This is a genomic window from Parafrankia soli (genome assembly GCF_001854695.1).
In the GTDB taxonomy this organism is placed as follows: Bacteria; Actinomycetota; Actinomycetes; order Frankiales; family Frankiaceae; genus Parafrankia; species Parafrankia soli.
Window position 1 is genome coordinate 1 of record NZ_MAXA01000217.1, and the last position, 16,949, is coordinate 16,949.

The following is a 16,949-nucleotide window of genomic DNA, read 5'->3' on the forward strand; positions in this document are numbered from 1 at the left end:
GGTAAGAAACGTGTCACCAGCCGCAAACGGCGATGATCTAGATGGCCTGTGGCTCGGCGGCGAGTTCGTGGCGGGTCCGGCCGGCGACTCCTCTGGCGTCAGGGACAAGCGCCACGAGATGATCATCTCTATGGCGGATGTGGTTTTCTTCGATCTGGACGGCACCCTGGTCGATCATCGAAGCGCGGTCTTGGAAGCGATCGGTCAGATCGTCCAGGCCGCGCCGAACGCGGCGGCTCCACCGGAGGAGMTGGTGACGCTGTGGTGGACGCTGGAGGGGCGCCACATGCGGGAATTACCTGGCCGGTCAGTGCTCCTTCGCTGAGCACCACCGACGCAGGCTCCGTTCCTTCCTGCCGATGCTCGGCGAGCCGGTTCCGGAAAGTCCCGGCCTTCTGGACGCCTGGATCGCCGACCGCTACCTCACCGTGTTCGAGGAGTCCTGTGCGAGGTAGGTACGGCGGCGGCGATCACCGTCCGATAATCGCCGCCGGACGAGCCCGCAGGGGCGTTCAGGGCCTGCGGCCGTGGAAGGTGCGGCGCAGGTCGCTCACCCAGGCGTCGGGATTTTCCCAGGGGATGAAGTGGCCGCCGTGGTCGTGGGCGTTGACGTTGACGTGGTTGAACCAGTCGGCCTGCGGGCCGGTCTTGAACGCCTGGACGCGCTCGCCCGCCGTGTGGATGCCGGGCGGGTTCTCGTAGGTGACGAAGGTGAGGCCGACCGGGGCCTGCACGACTGGGGTGCGGTCGTGGGTGGGGGCCCAGGGGTAGCGGTTGGCGTTGGCGTAGTAACGCATCGACGTGGCGATGGAGTTGTTCACCCAGTAGATCGTGGCGTGGGTGAGCAGGTCGTCCTTGGTGAAGACGGACTCGACGTCGCCGCCGTTGTCGCTCCAGGCGTTCCAGCGTTCCAGCAGCCAGGCGAGCAGTCCGGCGGGTGAGTCGCTCAGCCCGTGGGCCAGGGTGGCGCCGTCGAGCATGTGCACGGCGAGGTGGGACGCCGAGTGGTGGTCCAGCTCGATGATCCGGGCGCGGACGTCGGGGGGCTGGTCGTCGGTGAGGGGCCGGTTCCGGGCGAAGTCCCAGGCGCGGGGGCCGGTGAAGAAGTCGAGCGGCAGCCCGGAGCCGATGTGGATGCCGTACAGCTCGTCGGCGTACTTGTGKCCGAGCTGGCTGGAGACGATCCCGCCGATGTCGCAGCCCCCGGCGGCGTACTTCTCGTATCCCAGGGTCTCGGTCATCAGGGTGTGCCAGAGATCGGAGACCTTCCAGAAGTTGACGTCGGAGAAGCCGGTGAGCGGGCCGGGGAAACCGAAGCCGGGCAGGGATGGCACGAGGACGTCGAACGCGTCGGCGGGGTCACCGCCGAACGCGGCCGGGTCGGCGAGCGGGTCGATCACCTTCGACCAGTGCCAGAACGTCCACGGCCAGCCGTGGGTGAGGATCAACGGAATCGGGCGGGGGCCGCGGCCGGGCCTGCGCATGAAGTGCACCGGGACACCGGCGACGCTCACCTGGTAGTGCTCGTAGGCGTTGATGGCGGTCTCTGCCTTGCGCCAGTCGTAGCCGTCCCGCCAGTAGGCGACCAGCTCACGCAGATAGCTGTCCGGGACGCCGTAGGACCAGTCCTCATTCCCCTCGTCCAGCGGCGGACGGGTCTGTGTGAGACGGGCGCGCAGGTCATCGAGGACGTCGTCGGACACATGGATCGGGGCGGGCTCCAGGGGGAAGGCGTGCAGGGGGGTCATGGCGTGATTCTCCTGCTGGATGGCGGGAAGCGGTGTCGTCCTGGATGGCGGGAAGCGGTGTCGTCGGCCTGAACGCCATCGGATCAGCACTGGTCGGCCGTATCCGCCCGATTTTCGGCGGATACTTCGGCGACCCCACCAGGGTGCGCACCGCACGGCCGAGTTCGCGAAACGCCCGGTACAGCCGGTTCTTGCGGGAAGTCATGGCCGAGCCGGCGCAACAGCGTCACCGACGACAGCGCGGCGGGCACGGCGGGCACGGCGGTCCTCGCCGAGCACCGGGTGTGGGTCGCGATGACCAGCTTCGCCAGTCCCACCGGCGGTGGTTTCGCTCGCACGGCGGGCCGCTCGGCGATCTAGGCCCCCGACGGCACCCTGCGCGCCCACGCCGGCCCGCGGCCGGGCCGCCTGGCACGCACCACCCACCAGGAGCAGCCTGACCCGGCCTGACCTGGCGGAAGCGGAACCGGCCAGCGGAAATGGGTTGGCGTGGGCGGGCGGGCCGCGGTCAGGATTGCGCGGTGATCGACGACTTTCCCGACGGTGCCGGCCTTCCCGGCGGTCTGCTGCTGCGCTCTCCCATCCCCGAGGATCAGCGGCGGGTGCTGGCCGTGTTGGACGTCTGGTGGGCGGGTTTCGGGGGTGCCGCCGGGTCGCGGGAACGTAGCCTGCTGCTCCCCCGGTTGTTCTTCCAGCATTTCACCGACAGCAGTTTCGTGGTGGAACGGCCGGACGGTGCGCTGGTGGCGTTCCTGATCGGTTTCCTGTCCCAGTCGCAGCCTGAGGTCGCCTACATTCATTTCGTCGGGGTTGATCCGGCGTTGCGACGCCGCGGTGTCGGGGCGTTCCTCTACCAGCGGTTCTTCACGCTGGCGGCCGCGCGGGGCCGCACCCGGGTGCGGTGTGTGACCAGCCCGGGTAACGCGGCGTCGGTGGCGTTCCACACCGGTCTCGGGTTCCAGGTGGACCCCGGCGACGCCGCGACGGCCGACGGTGTCCCCGTCCAACAGGACTACGACGGGCCGGGACTGCCTCGTGTCACGTTCACCCGGATCCTCACCGGCCCGCAGGAGGAGCGGTGAGAGGCCCAGGTGGAAGCAGTGAGCGCTGCGGGCGGGGTGCCCGCCTCGGCCGGGGGTGTTGTGGTCAGTGGGGGCGGTCGGTGAGTAGGCGGGTCAGCAGGGCGGTGAACTGGTGGCGGTCGGCGGGGGGCAGGCCGGCGAGCAGATCGTCGCCGATCGCGGCGGTGACGGCGTCGAGGTGGTGCAGGTGGGTGGTGCCCTCGTCGGTGAGGGTGATGACGGTGCGGCGCCGGTCGGTGCTGTCGGGGGTGCGTTCGACCAGGCCGCGGGTGCGCAGGTCGGTGAGGAGTCCGGCGGTGTCGGCGCGGTCGAGGGCGGCGCGGCGGGCGAGGGTGGCCTGGCTGGCCGGGCCGAACTCGTCGAGGGCGGCGAGCAGCGCGTAGTGGGCGGGGTGGGCGCCGAGCGCGGTGAAGGCGTGGGAGCTGCGCCGCTGCGCGTGTTTGGCGAGCTGCGCGATCAGCCAGTGGGTGGCATGTCGCAACCGGGCGGGCGCGGCGTCGGGTGACGTCGAGGCCATACCGGAAAGCCTAGCCACGGCGTTGGGGGACGGCGGCTGGTTGTGAGGGTGGGTGGTGGCGCACCGGTTCGGGTGGGCCGGCGGGTGCACGGGCGCGGTGGGCGGGAGGGGATGGCCGGGCGCGGCCTCGGCCGGCGGCTCGCCGGGCCGCGGCGCCGAAGAGTGGGGCTGTCGGGGGTGGTCGCCGGCTCTGCGGTGGGGTCGCGGCGGGAAGGGCCGGTGGTGCTGCTCATCGTGGTCGCGGTGCTGCTGCTGGTGGTGGTTGTGGCGGGGTGGGTGCGGGCCGATCGGGCGGCGGCGCACACCTGCCCGGGCGGGGACGGGTTCCTTCACCACCCCCTATGATCATCTGCAGGTGGGGGACCGGTGGGTGTGGTGCGGGTGGGAGGCGAGCGGGTGGCAGGCGGGCAGCGTGACGGCGGTGAGACCGTCCGGCGACAGGTCGGTGCCGGGCCGGCGCCGGGCGGCGATCCGACCCCGCCAGCGACCGCGGCGGCGGGCGCCGGGCGGGCCGCGGACGTGGCGGACGTCATCGACGCGACCGACGTCGTGGACGTCGTGGACGTCGTGGACGTCGTGGACGCGGTGGAGATCGTCGCGGCCGGGCCGGTGGCCGTGCCGGGCACGGTGGGGCTCGACGGGCCGCTCGCCGGCCGGGTCGGGGACTACGCGCGGGCGTCCCGGTCGGCGGCGACCTGGCGTGCCTACGACGCCGACCTGCGTCATTTCCGGTCCTGGTGCGAGGGACGTCCCGTGCCGCTGGTCGCCGTGCCCGCCTCCGCGGTGACCGTCGCCGGGTACATCACCGAGCTGGCGGACGCCGGGTATGCGCCGTCGACGATCCGCCGTCGCCTCGCCGCGATCTCGGTGGCGCATCAGCTCGCCCATGCCGAGAATCCGACGGGGTCGGCGGAGGTGTCGGCGGTGTGGAACGGGATCCGCCGGTCGCGGGGGGTGCGCCCGGCGCGCAAGGCCGCGTTGGACACGACGTTGCTGTCGCGGGTCGTCGCCGGCCTCGACGACTCGCAGTTGGCGGATGTGCGGGACAGGGCGCTGCTGCTGGTCGGATTCGCCGGCTGCCTGCGTCGCAGTGAGCTGGTCGGGTTGGACACCGCCGACCTGGTGGAGACCGACGACGGGCTGGTCGTGACGGTGCGCCGTTCCAAGACCGACCAGGAGTCCGCCGGTGCGCAGGTCGGGTTGGCGTACGGGTCGTACCGGCCGACGTGCCCGGTGCGGGCGTGGCGGGGATGGGTGGCGGCCGCGGCGGCGGCGGGGACGCCGCTGGCTGGCGGGGCGGCGTTTCGGGGGGTGAACCGGCACGGGCAGGTCGGCGCGGGCCGGCTCTACCCGGGGTCGGTGGCGCGGATCGTGCAGCGTCGGGTGGCCGCGTCCGGGTTGGATCCGGCGGATTTCGCGGGGCATTCGCTGCGGTCGGGGTTCGCGACGGCGGCGGCGCGGGCCGGGGTGACGGACCGGTCGATCATGCGGCAGGGCCGGTGGCGGTCGGCGGCGTCGTTGGAGTCGTATGTGCGGGCCGGGCGGCTGTTCGACGCGGACAACCCGTCGGGTCGGGTCGGTCTGTGATCCGCCTGTGAGCTGACCGGCGCCGGCCGGCGGGCGTTGCGGTGGGTGGTCGGGGCGGGTCGCGGGTGGTGGGCGGCGGGGCGGTGGAACGGGGCGTGGGTCTCAGGGCGCCCCCTGCCGGTTGTCCGATGTGCCATGCTGGGCGCCGGACGGTCGGGGAGGAAGCCGGTGTGAATCCGGCGCGGTCCCGCCACTGTTACCGGGGAGTCCCCCTCAGCGGAAGGTCACGGCGGCCCTGCGGGCCGTTGGAAGGCCGAGGGTGGATGGTGATCCGGCAGCCAGGATACTTCCGCCGTCCGTGCTGGCTTCGAGGGCGAGGACACCCCGGGGAGGACATCGGCATGCCCACGACTGTGCGCGGCCGCGCGGCAACGGCCGGGTGGCGTTCGACGGCCCGTGCGGGGGTGGCGGGCCGGTGGTGACGTTCCCGTTCTCCGCGTTGGTCGGCCAGGATGATCTGCGGTTGGCGTTGCTGCTCAACGCGGTGTCCCCGACGGTGGGCGGGGTACTGGTCCGCGGGGAGAAGGGCACGGCGAAGTCGACGGCGGTCCGCGCGCTGGCGGGGTTGCTGCCGCCGGTGGCGGTGGTGCCGGGCTGCCGGTTCTCCTGCGATCCGGCGGCGCCGGTGGCGCACTGCCCGGATGGCCCGCACCCGACCAGCCTCGCCGACGGTCACGGTGCCGGCGGGGTGGGGGTGTCGCGGCCGGCGCGGCTGGTGGAGCTGCCGGTCGGCGCGTCGGAGGACCGGGTGACCGGCGCGTTGGACCTAGACCGGGCACTGGCCGAAGGGGTGAGCGCGCTGCGCCCGGGGCTGCTCGCGGCCGCGCACCGCGGGGTGCTCTACGTCGACGAGGTGAACCTGCTCGCCGACCATCTGGTGGATCTGCTGTTGGACGCGGCCGCGCTCGGGGTGGCGCAGGTGGAACGCGACGGGGTGTCGGTCAGCCATCCGGCGCGGTTCTGGCTGGTGGGGACGATGAACCCGGAGGAGGGTGAGCTGCGCCCGCAGCTGCTGGACCGGTTCGGGTTGACGGTGCAGGTGGCGGCCAGCCGTGACCCGCGGGTACGCGCGCAGGTGGTACGCCGCCGGTTGACGTTCGAAGCCGACCCGGTCGGGTTCGCCGCGCTCTGGGCCGGCGCGGAGGCGGAGCTGGCGGGGCGGATCGCGGCCGCGCAGGCCCGGTTGGGCGCGGTGGAGCTCTCCGACGCCGCGTTGGACGCGGTCGCCGCGGTGTGCGCGGCGTGTGACGTCGACGGGATGCGCGCCGACGTGGTGCTGGCGAAGACGGCGATGGCGCGCGCGGCGTGGGAGGGCCGGGCGGAGGTCAGCCCGGATGACATTCGGGTCTCGGCCCGGTTCGTGCTGCCGCATCGGCGCCGCCGTGGCCCGTTCGACGCCCCGGGTGGGGACGGCGGCGCGCTCGACGACACGGTCGAGGAGGTGCTGCGCGAGCGGGTACACCCCGGCGACGGCCCCCCGGACGGGGACGGGCCGGATGATTCTCCTGGTGGCGGGTCGCCGGGTGGTGGCCAGCGGTGGCGTGACGACACCGGCGGCGCCGGCGGGTGGGACGGGTCTGGCGGAGACGGGTCGGGGGTGGATGTCCCGGCGGGTGGTACCGGTGACCTCACCGGCGCCTCGGCGAGGGCCGGTGGCGAGTCCGCTGATCTGAGCGGGCCGGCGGCGGGTGGGCCTGAGGGTGTCAGGCCGGCGGGTTCTCCCCCGCCCGGTGCCGTCCTGCCGTCCGCGGCGCCGGCGGGCGGCGGTGGGCCGGCAGCGGAGGCGGGTGGCCCGGCGGGCATGGCCCGAGCAGCCCAGACAGCGCAGACGCATGTGGACGGCGGCGCGGCGCGCGGCGGTGGGCCGGCGCCGGCGGCTGGGGTTCCCGGTATGCCGTTCCGGCCGCGGCTGCTGTCCGTCGCCGGGCTGGGCGCGGGGGCGGCCGGGCGTCGTTCGGCGGCACGCACCTCCCGCGGGGCGGTCGCCCGGACCGGCGCGGACGCACCCGGGTTGCACCTGCCGGCGACGCTGCTGGCCGCCGCCCCCCACCAGCACGACCGGGGCCGCACCGGCCCGGCGCTGGTGCTCGACCCCGCCGACCGGCGTGGCGCGCACCGCCGCGGCCGGGAGGGGAACCTGGTGCTGTTCGTCGTCGACGCCAGCGGGTCGATGGCCGCCCGCACCCGGCTGCGCCGGGTCAGCACCGCGGTGCTGTCTCTGCTTGTCGACGCCTACCAGCGCCGCGACCGCATCGGCATGATCACGTTCCGGGGGGTGGGTGCGCAGGTGGTGCTTGCGCCGACGTCCAGTGTGGAGGTGGGGGCGGCGCGCCTCGTCGGGTTGCGGACCGGGGGGCGGACCCCGATCGCGGCCGGGTTGGAATGCGCCGGGGTGGTGCTGCGCGCCGAGGCACGCCGCGACCCCGACCGCCGTCCCCTGCTGGTGCTGGTCACCGACGGGCGGGCCACCGCCGGGGGTGATCCGGGTGCGGCGGCGCGGGGGTTGCTGCGCGCGGSCGGTGGGGTCGCCGGGCAGGGCGGCGGCGCACGCGGTGGGGCCGGGGCGGCCGGCCGGGTGCGCCGGGGTGGGTTGGCGAGTGTGGTCGTGGACTGTGAGACCGGCCCGGTGCGCCTCGGGCTGGCCGGGCGGCTCGCCTCCGTGCTCGGCGCCGACCTGGTCGACCTCGACGCCCTCCCGCAGGCCGGCGGCGTCCCCGGGCGGGTCGCCTGATGGCGCCGCAGGGGCAGCCCGCGCAGGTCCCCGACGACGGGCTGACGACGCGGCAGCGCCGGGACCGTCCGCTGCTGATCGTGCACACCGGGCAGGGGAAGGGAAAGTCGACGGCGGCGTTCGGGTTGGCGTTGCGGGGCTGGGCGCAGGGCTGGCCGGTCGGGGTGTTCCAGTTCGTGAAGTCGGCGAAGTGGCGCATCGGGGAGGAGAAGGCGCTGCGGGTGCTCTCGGCCAGCGGTGAGGGTGGGACGGTGACCTGGCACAAGATGGGCCAGGGGTGGAGCTGGGTGCAGGCCCGCCTCGACCCGGCCGCCGACCCGGCGGCCGCGGCCGCCGAGGGGTGGGCGCAGATCGCCCGCGATCTGACCGCCGGCACCTACCGGCTCTACGTCCTCGACGAGCTGACCTATCCGCTGCGCTGGGGGTGGATCGACCTGGACGAGGTCCTCGCGGTGCTCGCCTCCCGACCCGACGGGCAGCATGTGGTGATCACCGGCCGGGAGGCGCCGGCCGCGCTGGTCGACGCCGCGGATCTGGTCACCGACATGACGAAGGTGAAGCATCCGATGGACGCCGGGCAGAAGGGGCAGCGGGGCATCGAATGGTGAGCGCCGGGCTGATCCCCCGGCTGGTGCTCGCCGCCCCGACGTCCGGCGCGGGGAAGACGACGGTGGCGACCGGGCTGATGGCCGCGCTGACCGCCCGCGGCCTGCGGGTGTCGGGTCACAAGGTGGGCCCGGACTACATCGACCCGGGTTATCACGCGCTGGCGACCGGCCGGCCCGGCCGCAACCTGGACGCGGTGCTGTGCGGGCCGGATCTGATCGGCCCACTGTTCGCCCACGGGGCGGCCGGCGCGCAGCTGGCGGTCGTCGAAGGGGTGATGGGCCTGTTCGACGGGGTCGCCGCCCCTACTGCYGGGCAGGAGGCTGATCACGGGTCGACCGCGCATGTCGCCCGGCTCCTCGACGCGCCGGTGGTGCTGGTCGTCGACGCCGCCGGGGCCGGGCGGTCGGTGGCCGCGCTGGTCTGCGGGTTCGCCGCGTTCGACCGGCGGGTACGCCTCGCCGGGGTGATCCTCAACCGGGTCGGGTCGGACCGGCACCGGCAGATCCTCACCGGTGCGCTGGCCGGGATCGGGGTGGCGGTGCTGGGCGCGGTGCCCCGCGACGGCGCGGTGCACACCCCGTCGCGGCATCTGGGGCTGGTGCCGGCGGCGGAACGCAGCGCGGCGGCCGCGCAGACGGTGCGGCGTCTCGGTGCGCTGGTCGGGGCGGCGGTCGACCTGGACGCGCTGATCCGCCTCGCCTCCTCGGCGCCACCCCTGCCGGTCGACCCGTGGGATCCCGCCCGGCAGATCGCGCAGGCCACCGCCGCCGCCGGTGCTGCGGGTCGGGTCGGGCAGCACACCATCAACGCGGGCGCGGGGGGTGTGGTGCCCGGGGGGCGGCCGGTGCGGATCGCGGTGGCCGGCGGGGCGGCGTTCACCTTCGGCTACACCGAGCACGTCGAGCTCCTCACCGCCGCTGGCGCGCAGGTGCTCACCGTCGACCCGCTGCGCGACGAGACCCTCCCGGACGGCACGGACGCGCTGGTCGTCGGTGGCGGGTTCCCCGAGGAGCATGCCGGCGCGCTGGCGGCGAACAGCCGGCTGCGTGGGCAGGTCGCGGCGCTGGCGGCCCGCGGCGCGCCGCTGGTCGCCGAATGCGCCGGGCTGCTCTACCTGGGCCGTTCGTTGGACGGGACGGCGATGTGCGGGGTTCTCGACACCGACGCGGTGATGGGCCCGCGGCTCACCCTGGGCTACCGGCATGCGGTCGCCGCGGCTGACAGCCCGCTGGTGGCGGCGGGGACGGTCGTCACCGCCCACGAGTTCCACCGCACCCGGCTGAGCGTCAACCGGGCGGAGCTGCCCGGGACACCGGCCTGGCAGGTGGACATCCCACCGCCGCCCCCCGGTGACAGCGACCCCGCCGCCGGTGCCGGTGGGCGGGTGGACGGCGGAGTGGACGGTACGGCGGCGGGTGGGCGACCTGAGGGGTTCGTCCGCGGCGGGGTGCACGCCTCCTACCTGCACCTGCACTGGGCGGGCCTACCCGCCGTGCCGGCGCGGCTCGTCGCCGCCGCCGGTACCGCCCGCACCCGCCCATCCGGCGGCGGGCACGGGCATGGACGGGACACCGGTGGCAATCCCCCCGCGTCCCCTGGAACAACGGAGGTGTCATCGCGGTGAGCGGCACGGTGAACCCCCGACTCGTCGGTGTCGGTGTCGGCCCGGGCGACCCGGACCTGGTGACCTACCGGGCGGTCCGCGTTCTGCGGGAGGCGACCGTCGTGTTCGTCCCGGTCAGCGACGGCCACGGCCCGTACGGTCCCGCGCCGGGCAGCCCCAGCCCCACCGACCGGCCCGGGACGGCCACGGGTGCGGGTGCGGGGCCGCCGGGGCGGGCGGAGGTGACGGTGCGCGCCCACGTCGACCACGACCGGATCGTGACGCTGCCGTTCCGGATGGCCGGCGACGCCGACTACCTCGGTCCCGCCCGTGCCGTCGCCGCCGCCCTACGTGGCGAAACCACCGGCACCGCGGACGGCGCGCCCGACGGCGGGCCGCCCGGCACCTTGGCCAGCCCGGCGACAGCGCCAGACACAGGACCTGGACCTGGACCTGGGTCTGGGATCACGGTGGCGTTCGCGACGATCGGAGACCCGAACCTGTACTCGACGTTCACCGCCCTCGCCGCCGCAGTGCGCACCCTGCTACCCGACGTCGAACTGGACACGGTGCCGGGTATCACCGCGATGCAGGACCTGGCCGCCCGGTCAGGCACCGTGCTCGCCCACGGCGCGGAAACCCTCGCGCTGCTCCCGCTGACCGCCGGCGTCGACGCCTACCGCAGCGCGGTCGCCGGCTTCGACACCGTCGTCGCCTACAAGGGCGGGCGTGCCCTGCCCGCCGTCCGCGGGGTGCTCGCCGACGCCGCCCGGCTCGACGGGCCGGCCGGGCACGCCGTCTACGGGGCCGCGCTCGGCCTGCCCGAGCAGGACATCCGTCCCGCCGCCGACCTGGAACCGGGCGAGACCGGGCCCTACCTGTCCACGGTCCTGGCGACGCGGCGGGCACGGTGGCCACGATGAGCCACCCCGGCCGTGGCACCGGTCAGCCAGTGGACGGCGCCGGGCCGGGACGCGGGCGGGTCAGTTTCGTCGGCGCCGGGCCGGGTGCCGCCGATCTGATCACCGTGCGCGGCGCGGCGGTTCTCGCCGCCGCCGACGTGGTGATCTGGGCGTCCTCGCTGGTGCACCCCGCCATCCTCGACCATGCCCGTGACGGCGCCGAACTGATCGACTCCGCGGCGTTGCCGTTGGAGGGCGTCGAGGCGGTCTACCGCCGTGCCGCCGAGCAGGGTCTGCACGTCGCCCGGGTCCACTCGGGGGATCCGGCACTGTGGGGGGCGGTGCAGGAGCAGCTGGAGATCTGCGACCGGCTCGGCCTGGACAGCGACATCGTGCCCGGGGTGAGCAGCTTCACCGCGCTCGCCGCGGCGTTGCGCCGGGAGCTGACCGTCCCCGAGGTCGCCCAGTCGGTGATCCTGACCCGGCTCGGGGGTGGGAAGACCCCGATGCCACCCGGGGAGGAGGTCCGCGACCTCGCCCGGCACGGCACGACGATGGCGCTGTTCCTGTCCGCGGCCCGTTCCGGGCAGCTGCGCGACGAGCTGCTCGCCGGCGGCTACCCGTCGGACACGCCCTGTGTCGTCGCCTACCAGGTGAGCTGGCCGGACGAGCTGATCGTGCGCTGCACCCTCGACACGCTCGCCGACACGGTCAAGGCGCACCGGCTGTGGAAGCACACCCTGGTGCTCGTCGGCCCGGCGCTGGTGGCCGGGGGGCGACGCTCCCACCTGTACCACCCGGGGCATTTTCACACCTACCGGCGGGCGCAGTCCGGTGCGCGCACGGTGCTGCGCGACGCCGACCGGGCGCTGGCCGCCGCCGGCGCCACCCAGCTCCCCGCCAGCCCACACCCCGTCGTCCCGGCCCCGGCCGTGCTGGAACGGGAGCGGGAGCGGGGGGCGTCGGCCGAGCAGGTGGCACCGCAGGGCGCGGCGGTGGACGGCGCGGGCCTGGTGGCGCTGGTGGCGGTGACCGCCGCCGGGCGGGCCGCGGCCGGTGACCTCACCCGCCGCTGGCCCACCGCCCGGCTCTACCCGGGCCGGCCCCGCGACGCGATCACCGCCGCGCTCGCGGACGGCGTCACGGGCATCGTCTGTTTCCTGGCGACCGGGGCGACGGTCCGCCTCCTCGACGGGCTGCTGCGCGGCAAGGACCACGACCCGGGTGTGGTGTGTGTGGACGAGGCGCGCCGGTTCGCGGTCGCGTTGTGCGGTGGGCACGCCGGTGGCGCGAACCGGCTCGCCGAGCAGGTCGCCGACGCCCTCGGCGCCACACCGGTGATCACCACGGCCAGTGACGCCACCGGGGTGAGCGCCCTGGACGGGTTCGGCGCCGAGCTCGGGTTCACTGTCGAACCGGGTTCGGAGCTGGCCGCCGTCGGCACGGCCGTCCTGTCGGGTCATCCCGTCGCCCTGCACGCCGACGCGGTGTGGCCACTGCCGCCGCTACCCCCGTCCGTCACCACCACCATCACCGGCGCTGTTGATGGTGGGGCGGTGGGCGTGGAGGGGACGGTGGTGGCGTCGATGCATGTCACCGACCGGCTGCTGGGCGCGCCGCCGGACGGGGCCGGCCCGCGGGTGGTCTACCGGCCCCCGAGCCTGGTCGTCGGGGTCGGGGCGAGCCGCGGCGCGCCCGCCGACGAGATCGACGCGCTCATCGACACCGCGCTGGCCGGCGCCGGGCTGTCCCCGCTGGCGGTGACCCATCTGGCGTCGGTGACCGCGAAAGCCGACGAGGTGGGGCTGCTGGAGGTGGCCCGCCGCCGTGGCTGGCCGCTGGTGGTGCACCCCCCGCAGGCCCTGGCCGTGGTCACCGTGCCGCACCCGTCGGAGGTGGTGCGCGCCGCGGTCGGCACGCCGAGCGTCGCCGAAGCCGCCAGTCTCCTCCCCGCCAGCCCGCCAACCGGCGTACCGGCGGTGACGGCGCAGCTGGTGGTCGCCAAGCAGGTCAGCGCGCACGCGACCGTCGCTGTGGCCCGGCACCGGCCCCGCGGCCGGCTCGCCGTCGTCGGGCTCGGTCCCGGGGACCGTCGGCTACTCACCCCCGCCGCCCGCGCCGAGCTGGCCCGCGCCCGGATCGTGGTCGGGTTGGACCAGTACGTGCGGTCCGTCGCCGATCTGCTGCCCGCCGGGGTCACCGTGCTCGACAGCGGGCTCGGTGACGAGCAGGCCCGCGCCGAGACCGCCGTCGCACACGCCCGCGCCGGGCATGCCGTCGCGCTCATCGGCAGCGGCGACGCCGGGGTGTACGCGATGGGCAGCCCCGCGCTCGACCTGGCCGACGGGTCGTTCGACGTGGTCGCCGTGCCGGGGGTGACCGCGGCGCTCGCCGCCGCCGCACTGCTCGGCGCCCCGCTCGGGCACGACCATGCGCTGATCAGCCTGTCGGACCTGCACACCCCGTGGGAGCGGATCGTGGGCCGGGTCCGCGCGGTCGCCGAAGCCGACCTGGTCGTCGCGTTCTACAACCCGCGCAGCCGCACCCGACGCCACCAGCTACCCGCCGCCCTCGACGTGCTCGCCGCGCACCGTAGCGCCGGCACCCCGGTGGGGATCGTCACCGACGCGTTCCGGCCCGGGCAGCGGATCACCGTCACGACCCTCGGTGCCCTCACCGACCGCACAGCCACCCAGGACGGTGCGGGTGGGGCCGGTGAGCGGGAGCGGCTGCTGGACCTCGTCGGGATGACGACCACGGTCGTCGTCGGCTCGAGCCAGACCCGGCTGCGCGCCGGCCTGGTCGTCACCCCACGGGACTACACGTGGCGCTGACCCGCAGCCGCCGGGCCCGCACCGGCCGACCCGCCGCAGGAGGCACGTCCAGGTGAACGCCACCCCGCCGCACCCCGGCACCGTCCCCACCGCCACCGTTTCGGATCCGGCGGGTTCCGCCGCCGGGCCGGCGCTGCTGATCGTCGGGCATGGCACCCGGGACGAGGCCGGCGCCGAGCAGTTCCGTCGGTTCGTCTCCCGGGTGCGGGCGCGGGCCGGTGGGCTGGCGGTGGACGGTGGGTTCATCGAGCTGTCCGCCCCGCCGGTCGCCGACGCGGTCAGCCGTCTCGTCGACGCCGGCCACCGGCGGCTCGGGGTCGTTCCGCTCACCCTGGTCGCCGCCGGGCATGCCAAAGGTGACATTCCCGGGTCGATGGCCCGGGAACGCGAACGCCACCCGGGGCTGCGCTACGCCTACGGGCGTCCCCTCGGCCCGCATCCGACGATCCTGCGGCTGCTCGCCGAACGTGTCGACGTCCTCTGCCCACCGGACCGGCGGGAGCAGACCACGGTGCTGCTGGTCGGGCGGGGTTCGACCGACCCGGATGCCAACGCCGAGGTGTTCAAGGTGGCCCGGCTGCTGTGGGAGGGCCGCGGCTACGGCGGGGTGGAGGTGGCGTTCATCAGCCTGGCCGAGCCGTCGGTGCCGGCCGGGCTGGAGCGGATCCACCGGCTCGGCGGCCGGCGGATCGTCGTCGTCCCCTACTTCCTGTTCACCGGGGTGCTGCCGCGGCGCACCGTCGAGCAGGCGGCCGGCTGGGCGGGAGGGCACCCGGAGGTGGAACTGGCCTGCGCGGGCCTGCTCGGCGACAGCGCCGCCGGCGCCGGCGGGGAGGGTGACGGGCTGGTCGAGCTGGTGTTGGAGCGCTACCAGGAGGCGCTCGGCGGGGACATCCGGATGAACTGCGACACCTGCCTGTACCGGATCGCGCTGCCGGGGCATGCGCACCGGGTCGGGCAGGCGCAGACCCCGCACGACCATCCCGACGACCCGTCGCACTCCCACGGGCCGCACGGCCACCACCACCACGACCATTCGCATTCCCCTGATCCGCACAGCCACGGTGATCCGCACGCTGCGGGTGGGTCGGTGGGTCGGTGGGACGGGCGGGGCTCGCGGTGACGCTACGCGCCGACGACTGACCGCAGCGGACCGGGCTGGGCGCTGCGCACCACCGATGGCAGCCGTGCCGCCCACGCCGAGCACAGTGTGGCGATCACCGACGGCGGGCCGCGGATCCTCACTCTGCTCCGACATACCCCCACCTGGGGGTTGCGCGGGGGTGTGCGGGCTGTTGTGCGGGGAAGGGGCCCGGCGAGCAGGGCCGTAACACGCCACAATCCCGCCGAAACCTGTACTCCACACCTGGATGTGGACAACAATCGACGCACAGACAGGCCGATCCTGGCACCAGCGGCGCGATGGTGACAGGCCAACGCGACATCACACATCCGCCCCCCACCGTGAGCCTGAACACGGTAGCGTGCGCTCGTCACCGATCCGACCGGACCAGTGACGCACAGCGCCGGCCAGGCGGCCGCCCCTGCGGGCGGCCAGCACGGCGGTCGGAGCCGCGCCACGGACCGTCCCGACACCCCGCGTCGCCGACGCATCCCACGGGGTCGGGGGCGGGCCGTGACGGTGCACCACCGGCACTCCGGCGCGGCCGGGGGGACAGTCGCCCGCCCTCCCAGGGGCCGGACGGGAAGGACGTGGATGAGCCGAGTCGAGCTACCCGACTCCACCCGTCCCGACCGGCTCGGCCTGCCCGCCGCCGCCCGCGCCGCCGCCATGCTCTCCCGGGAGATCGCCTACGCCGACCCCGACCCGCTGACGATGGCCGAGCTCGACGACCGGCTGCACCGGTTCGCCACCACCCTGCTCACCACCCCGCACACCGCGCTGCTGCGCCCGGTGATCGCCGACTGGCGCCGCGTGCAGGCCGCACTGGGACGCCGGCTGTCCCCCGCGACGCACCGTGAGCTCACCGGGGTCGCCGGGTTCCTGTCGTTCTACCTGGGTGTGCTCGCCGTCGAGGCCGGGGATGATCCGTCGGCGCGGCGGTTCGCCACCCTCACCGACCAGTTCGCCACCCAGCTCGACGACCCGCTGCTGACCGGTACCGCCGCCACCCTGGACTCCCTCGTCGCGTTCGTCGGTGGCCGCTATGACGCGGCCCGGGGTGCCGCCCGCCGTGCCGCGGCCGCCGGCCATCCGTATCTGCACGGGTGGGCGGCCGCGTTGGAGGCGGGTGCGGCCGCGACGCTCGGTGACATCGACGGCGCCCTGGCCGCGCTCGCCCGGCTGTCACAGACGCCGTGTGTGCAGGGGCTGCGTCATCCGGGGTGGCCGGCGTTCGACGAGGTCCGGGAGGCCTGCGTCGTCGCGGACGTCGTCAGCCGCATGGGCGGTGAGGGCGCGGCCGGCCTGAGCCGGGCCGCGGTCGACCTGACCAGTTCGGGCACCCCCGAACGGGGGTGGGCACTGGCCGCGCTCGCCGGTGCGCTGGCACCCGACGACCCGCCGGAGGCCAGCCGGCTGCTCGGTGAGATCGTCGAGATCCTGGACGTGCACCCGTCGCGGTTGCTGTCGAGCCGGGTCAACGACCTGGTGCGCACCGCCGGCTACCCACGGCCGCTGGCCCCCCACCCTGGCCAGGCCGGCACCTCCGCCTGACCCGGCCGCCCGTGCTCCCCGTGCCGGTTGCGCCGGGTCAGGCGGACAGGCGGGTCGGGGTGGCGGGCAGGTCCGTGGCGCGGCCGGCGGCGAGGCGGTCCCGGCGCCGCGCCAGCAGCCGGTCAGCCAACGCGTCGGCGCGTTCGATGTCGTCCAACGTGGCCCGGGTGCGCTCCTCGACCTCGAGGAGCGCGGCGAGCAGCTCGGCGGACAGCCGGGTGCGGGCGGCGACCCGGGCCACGCTCGGCGGTAACGCCCCCGCACCCCGCCCACCGGCCGGCGGCTCCGACCCGCCGACCCCACGCACCACCATCCCGGCCGGCGCCGGCGAGCCGTGCCCGGCCCGGGCGGTGGGGCGGGACGCGGCGCGGGCCGGGGGCACCGGGCGTACGGTGCCGGCCGGGTCGGCCCGACGGTCCGGCGTGCCCGGGTCCGTGGCCCGGCGTGCGGGCACGGGGGTGGGTAGTGAGCCGGAGCGGCGGGAACGGCGCAACAGAGCCATGTACTCAGTGATACGTGTGACGTTCGGTGATGCAACGCCTTGACTTCACCGCCCCGGCCGGGACGGCCCTCACCCCACAGGTCATCCACAGGTCCACCCCCGCTACCCACCGGGCCATGAACAGGGTTATCCACATAACGACCCTCATGTGAGGGAG

The 16,949-nt window shown here is 75.1% G+C and carries 14 protein-coding genes and 1 riboswitch; of the genes, 11 read left to right on the forward strand and 3 right to left on the reverse strand.

Annotated elements, in window-relative coordinates; genetic code table 11:
* The coding region (locus BBK14_RS38415) for an HAD family hydrolase (protein ID WP_157904296.1) at positions 1 to 325 on the forward strand (325 nt) is incomplete at its 5' end.
* 187 nt (positions 326 to 512) lie between these two features.
* On the opposite strand, the gene BBK14_RS18680 is transcribed toward BBK14_RS38415, so the two are convergent.
* The gene (locus tag BBK14_RS18680) at positions 513 to 1,748 is read right to left on the reverse strand and encodes an epoxide hydrolase family protein (RefSeq protein ID WP_071064299.1); all 1,236 of its coding nucleotides are present in this window, start codon (positions 1,746 to 1,748) and stop codon (positions 513 to 515) included.
* A 521-nt stretch (positions 1,749 to 2,269) separates the two neighbouring features.
* On the opposite strand from BBK14_RS18680, the gene BBK14_RS18685 reads away from it, so the two are divergent.
* Positions 2,270 to 2,830, forward strand: coding sequence for a GNAT family N-acetyltransferase (locus tag BBK14_RS18685; protein ID WP_071064301.1), 561 nt, complete (start codon positions 2,270 to 2,272; stop codon positions 2,828 to 2,830).
* 64 nt (positions 2,831 to 2,894) lie between these two features.
* On the opposite strand, the gene BBK14_RS18690 is transcribed toward BBK14_RS18685, so the two are convergent.
* The gene (locus tag BBK14_RS18690) at positions 2,895 to 3,347 is read right to left on the reverse strand and encodes a MarR family winged helix-turn-helix transcriptional regulator (protein ID WP_020461674.1); all 453 of its coding nucleotides are present in this window, start codon (positions 3,345 to 3,347) and stop codon (positions 2,895 to 2,897) included.
* Between the two features lie 48 nt (positions 3,348 to 3,395).
* On the opposite strand from BBK14_RS18690, the gene BBK14_RS37820 reads away from it, so the two are divergent.
* From BBK14_RS37820 to BBK14_RS18735, 9 genes are all read left to right on the forward strand, one after another.
* The gene (locus BBK14_RS37820) at positions 3,396 to 3,692 is read left to right on the forward strand and encodes a hypothetical protein (protein WP_131802345.1); all 297 of its coding nucleotides are present in this window, start codon (positions 3,396 to 3,398) and stop codon (positions 3,690 to 3,692) included.
* 240 nt (positions 3,693 to 3,932) lie between these two features.
* Positions 3,933 to 4,934, forward strand: coding sequence for a tyrosine-type recombinase/integrase (locus BBK14_RS18700; RefSeq protein WP_420849176.1), 1,002 nt, complete (start codon positions 3,933 to 3,935; stop codon positions 4,932 to 4,934).
* Positions 4,935 to 5,093: 159 nt separating this feature from the next.
* A riboswitch (cobalamin riboswitch) is annotated at positions 5,094 to 5,222 on the forward strand.
* Positions 5,223 to 5,349: 127 nt separating this feature from the next.
* The gene (locus BBK14_RS18705) at positions 5,350 to 7,665 is read left to right on the forward strand and encodes a VWA domain-containing protein (protein WP_071064383.1); all 2,316 of its coding nucleotides are present in this window, start codon (positions 5,350 to 5,352) and stop codon (positions 7,663 to 7,665) included.
* Positions 7,665 to 8,273: a cob(I)yrinic acid a,c-diamide adenosyltransferase gene (cobO, locus tag BBK14_RS18710; protein ID WP_071064305.1), complete on the forward strand. Its 609-nt coding sequence runs from the start codon at positions 7,665 to 7,667 to the stop codon at positions 8,271 to 8,273. Before BBK14_RS18705 ends, cobO begins: the two co-directional genes overlap by 1 nt.
* Positions 8,267 to 9,898 carry a cobyrinic acid a,c-diamide synthase CobB gene (locus BBK14_RS18715; protein ID WP_071064306.1) on the forward strand — a complete coding sequence of 544 codons (1,632 nt, stop codon included), beginning with the start codon at positions 8,267 to 8,269 and terminating at the stop codon, positions 9,896 to 9,898. The genes cobO and BBK14_RS18715 overlap by 7 nt, the downstream gene beginning before the upstream one ends.
* Positions 9,895 to 10,800 carry an SAM-dependent methyltransferase gene (locus BBK14_RS18720; RefSeq protein ID WP_071064308.1) on the forward strand — a complete coding sequence of 302 codons (906 nt, stop codon included), beginning with the start codon at positions 9,895 to 9,897 and terminating at the stop codon, positions 10,798 to 10,800. The genes BBK14_RS18715 and BBK14_RS18720 overlap by 4 nt, the downstream gene beginning before the upstream one ends.
* Positions 10,797 to 13,613: a precorrin-4 C(11)-methyltransferase gene (gene cobM / locus BBK14_RS41365; protein ID WP_083391074.1), complete on the forward strand. Its 2,817-nt coding sequence runs from the start codon at positions 10,797 to 10,799 to the stop codon at positions 13,611 to 13,613. Before BBK14_RS18720 ends, cobM begins: the two co-directional genes overlap by 4 nt.
* A gap of 52 nt (positions 13,614 to 13,665) precedes the next feature.
* Positions 13,666 to 14,736, forward strand: coding sequence for a sirohydrochlorin chelatase (locus tag BBK14_RS18730; protein ID WP_083391067.1), 1,071 nt, complete (start codon positions 13,666 to 13,668; stop codon positions 14,734 to 14,736).
* 594 nt (positions 14,737 to 15,330) lie between these two features.
* A complete protein-coding gene (locus BBK14_RS18735; protein ID WP_071064310.1) occupies positions 15,331 to 16,290 on the forward strand; it encodes a hypothetical protein in 960 nt (319 codons plus the stop codon).
* A 37-nt stretch (positions 16,291 to 16,327) separates the two neighbouring features.
* On the opposite strand, the gene BBK14_RS40305 is transcribed toward BBK14_RS18735, so the two are convergent.
* Positions 16,328 to 16,792, reverse strand: coding sequence for a hypothetical protein (locus BBK14_RS40305; protein ID WP_241831649.1), 465 nt, complete (start codon positions 16,790 to 16,792; stop codon positions 16,328 to 16,330).
* Between the last annotated feature and the right edge of the window lie 157 nt (positions 16,793 to 16,949).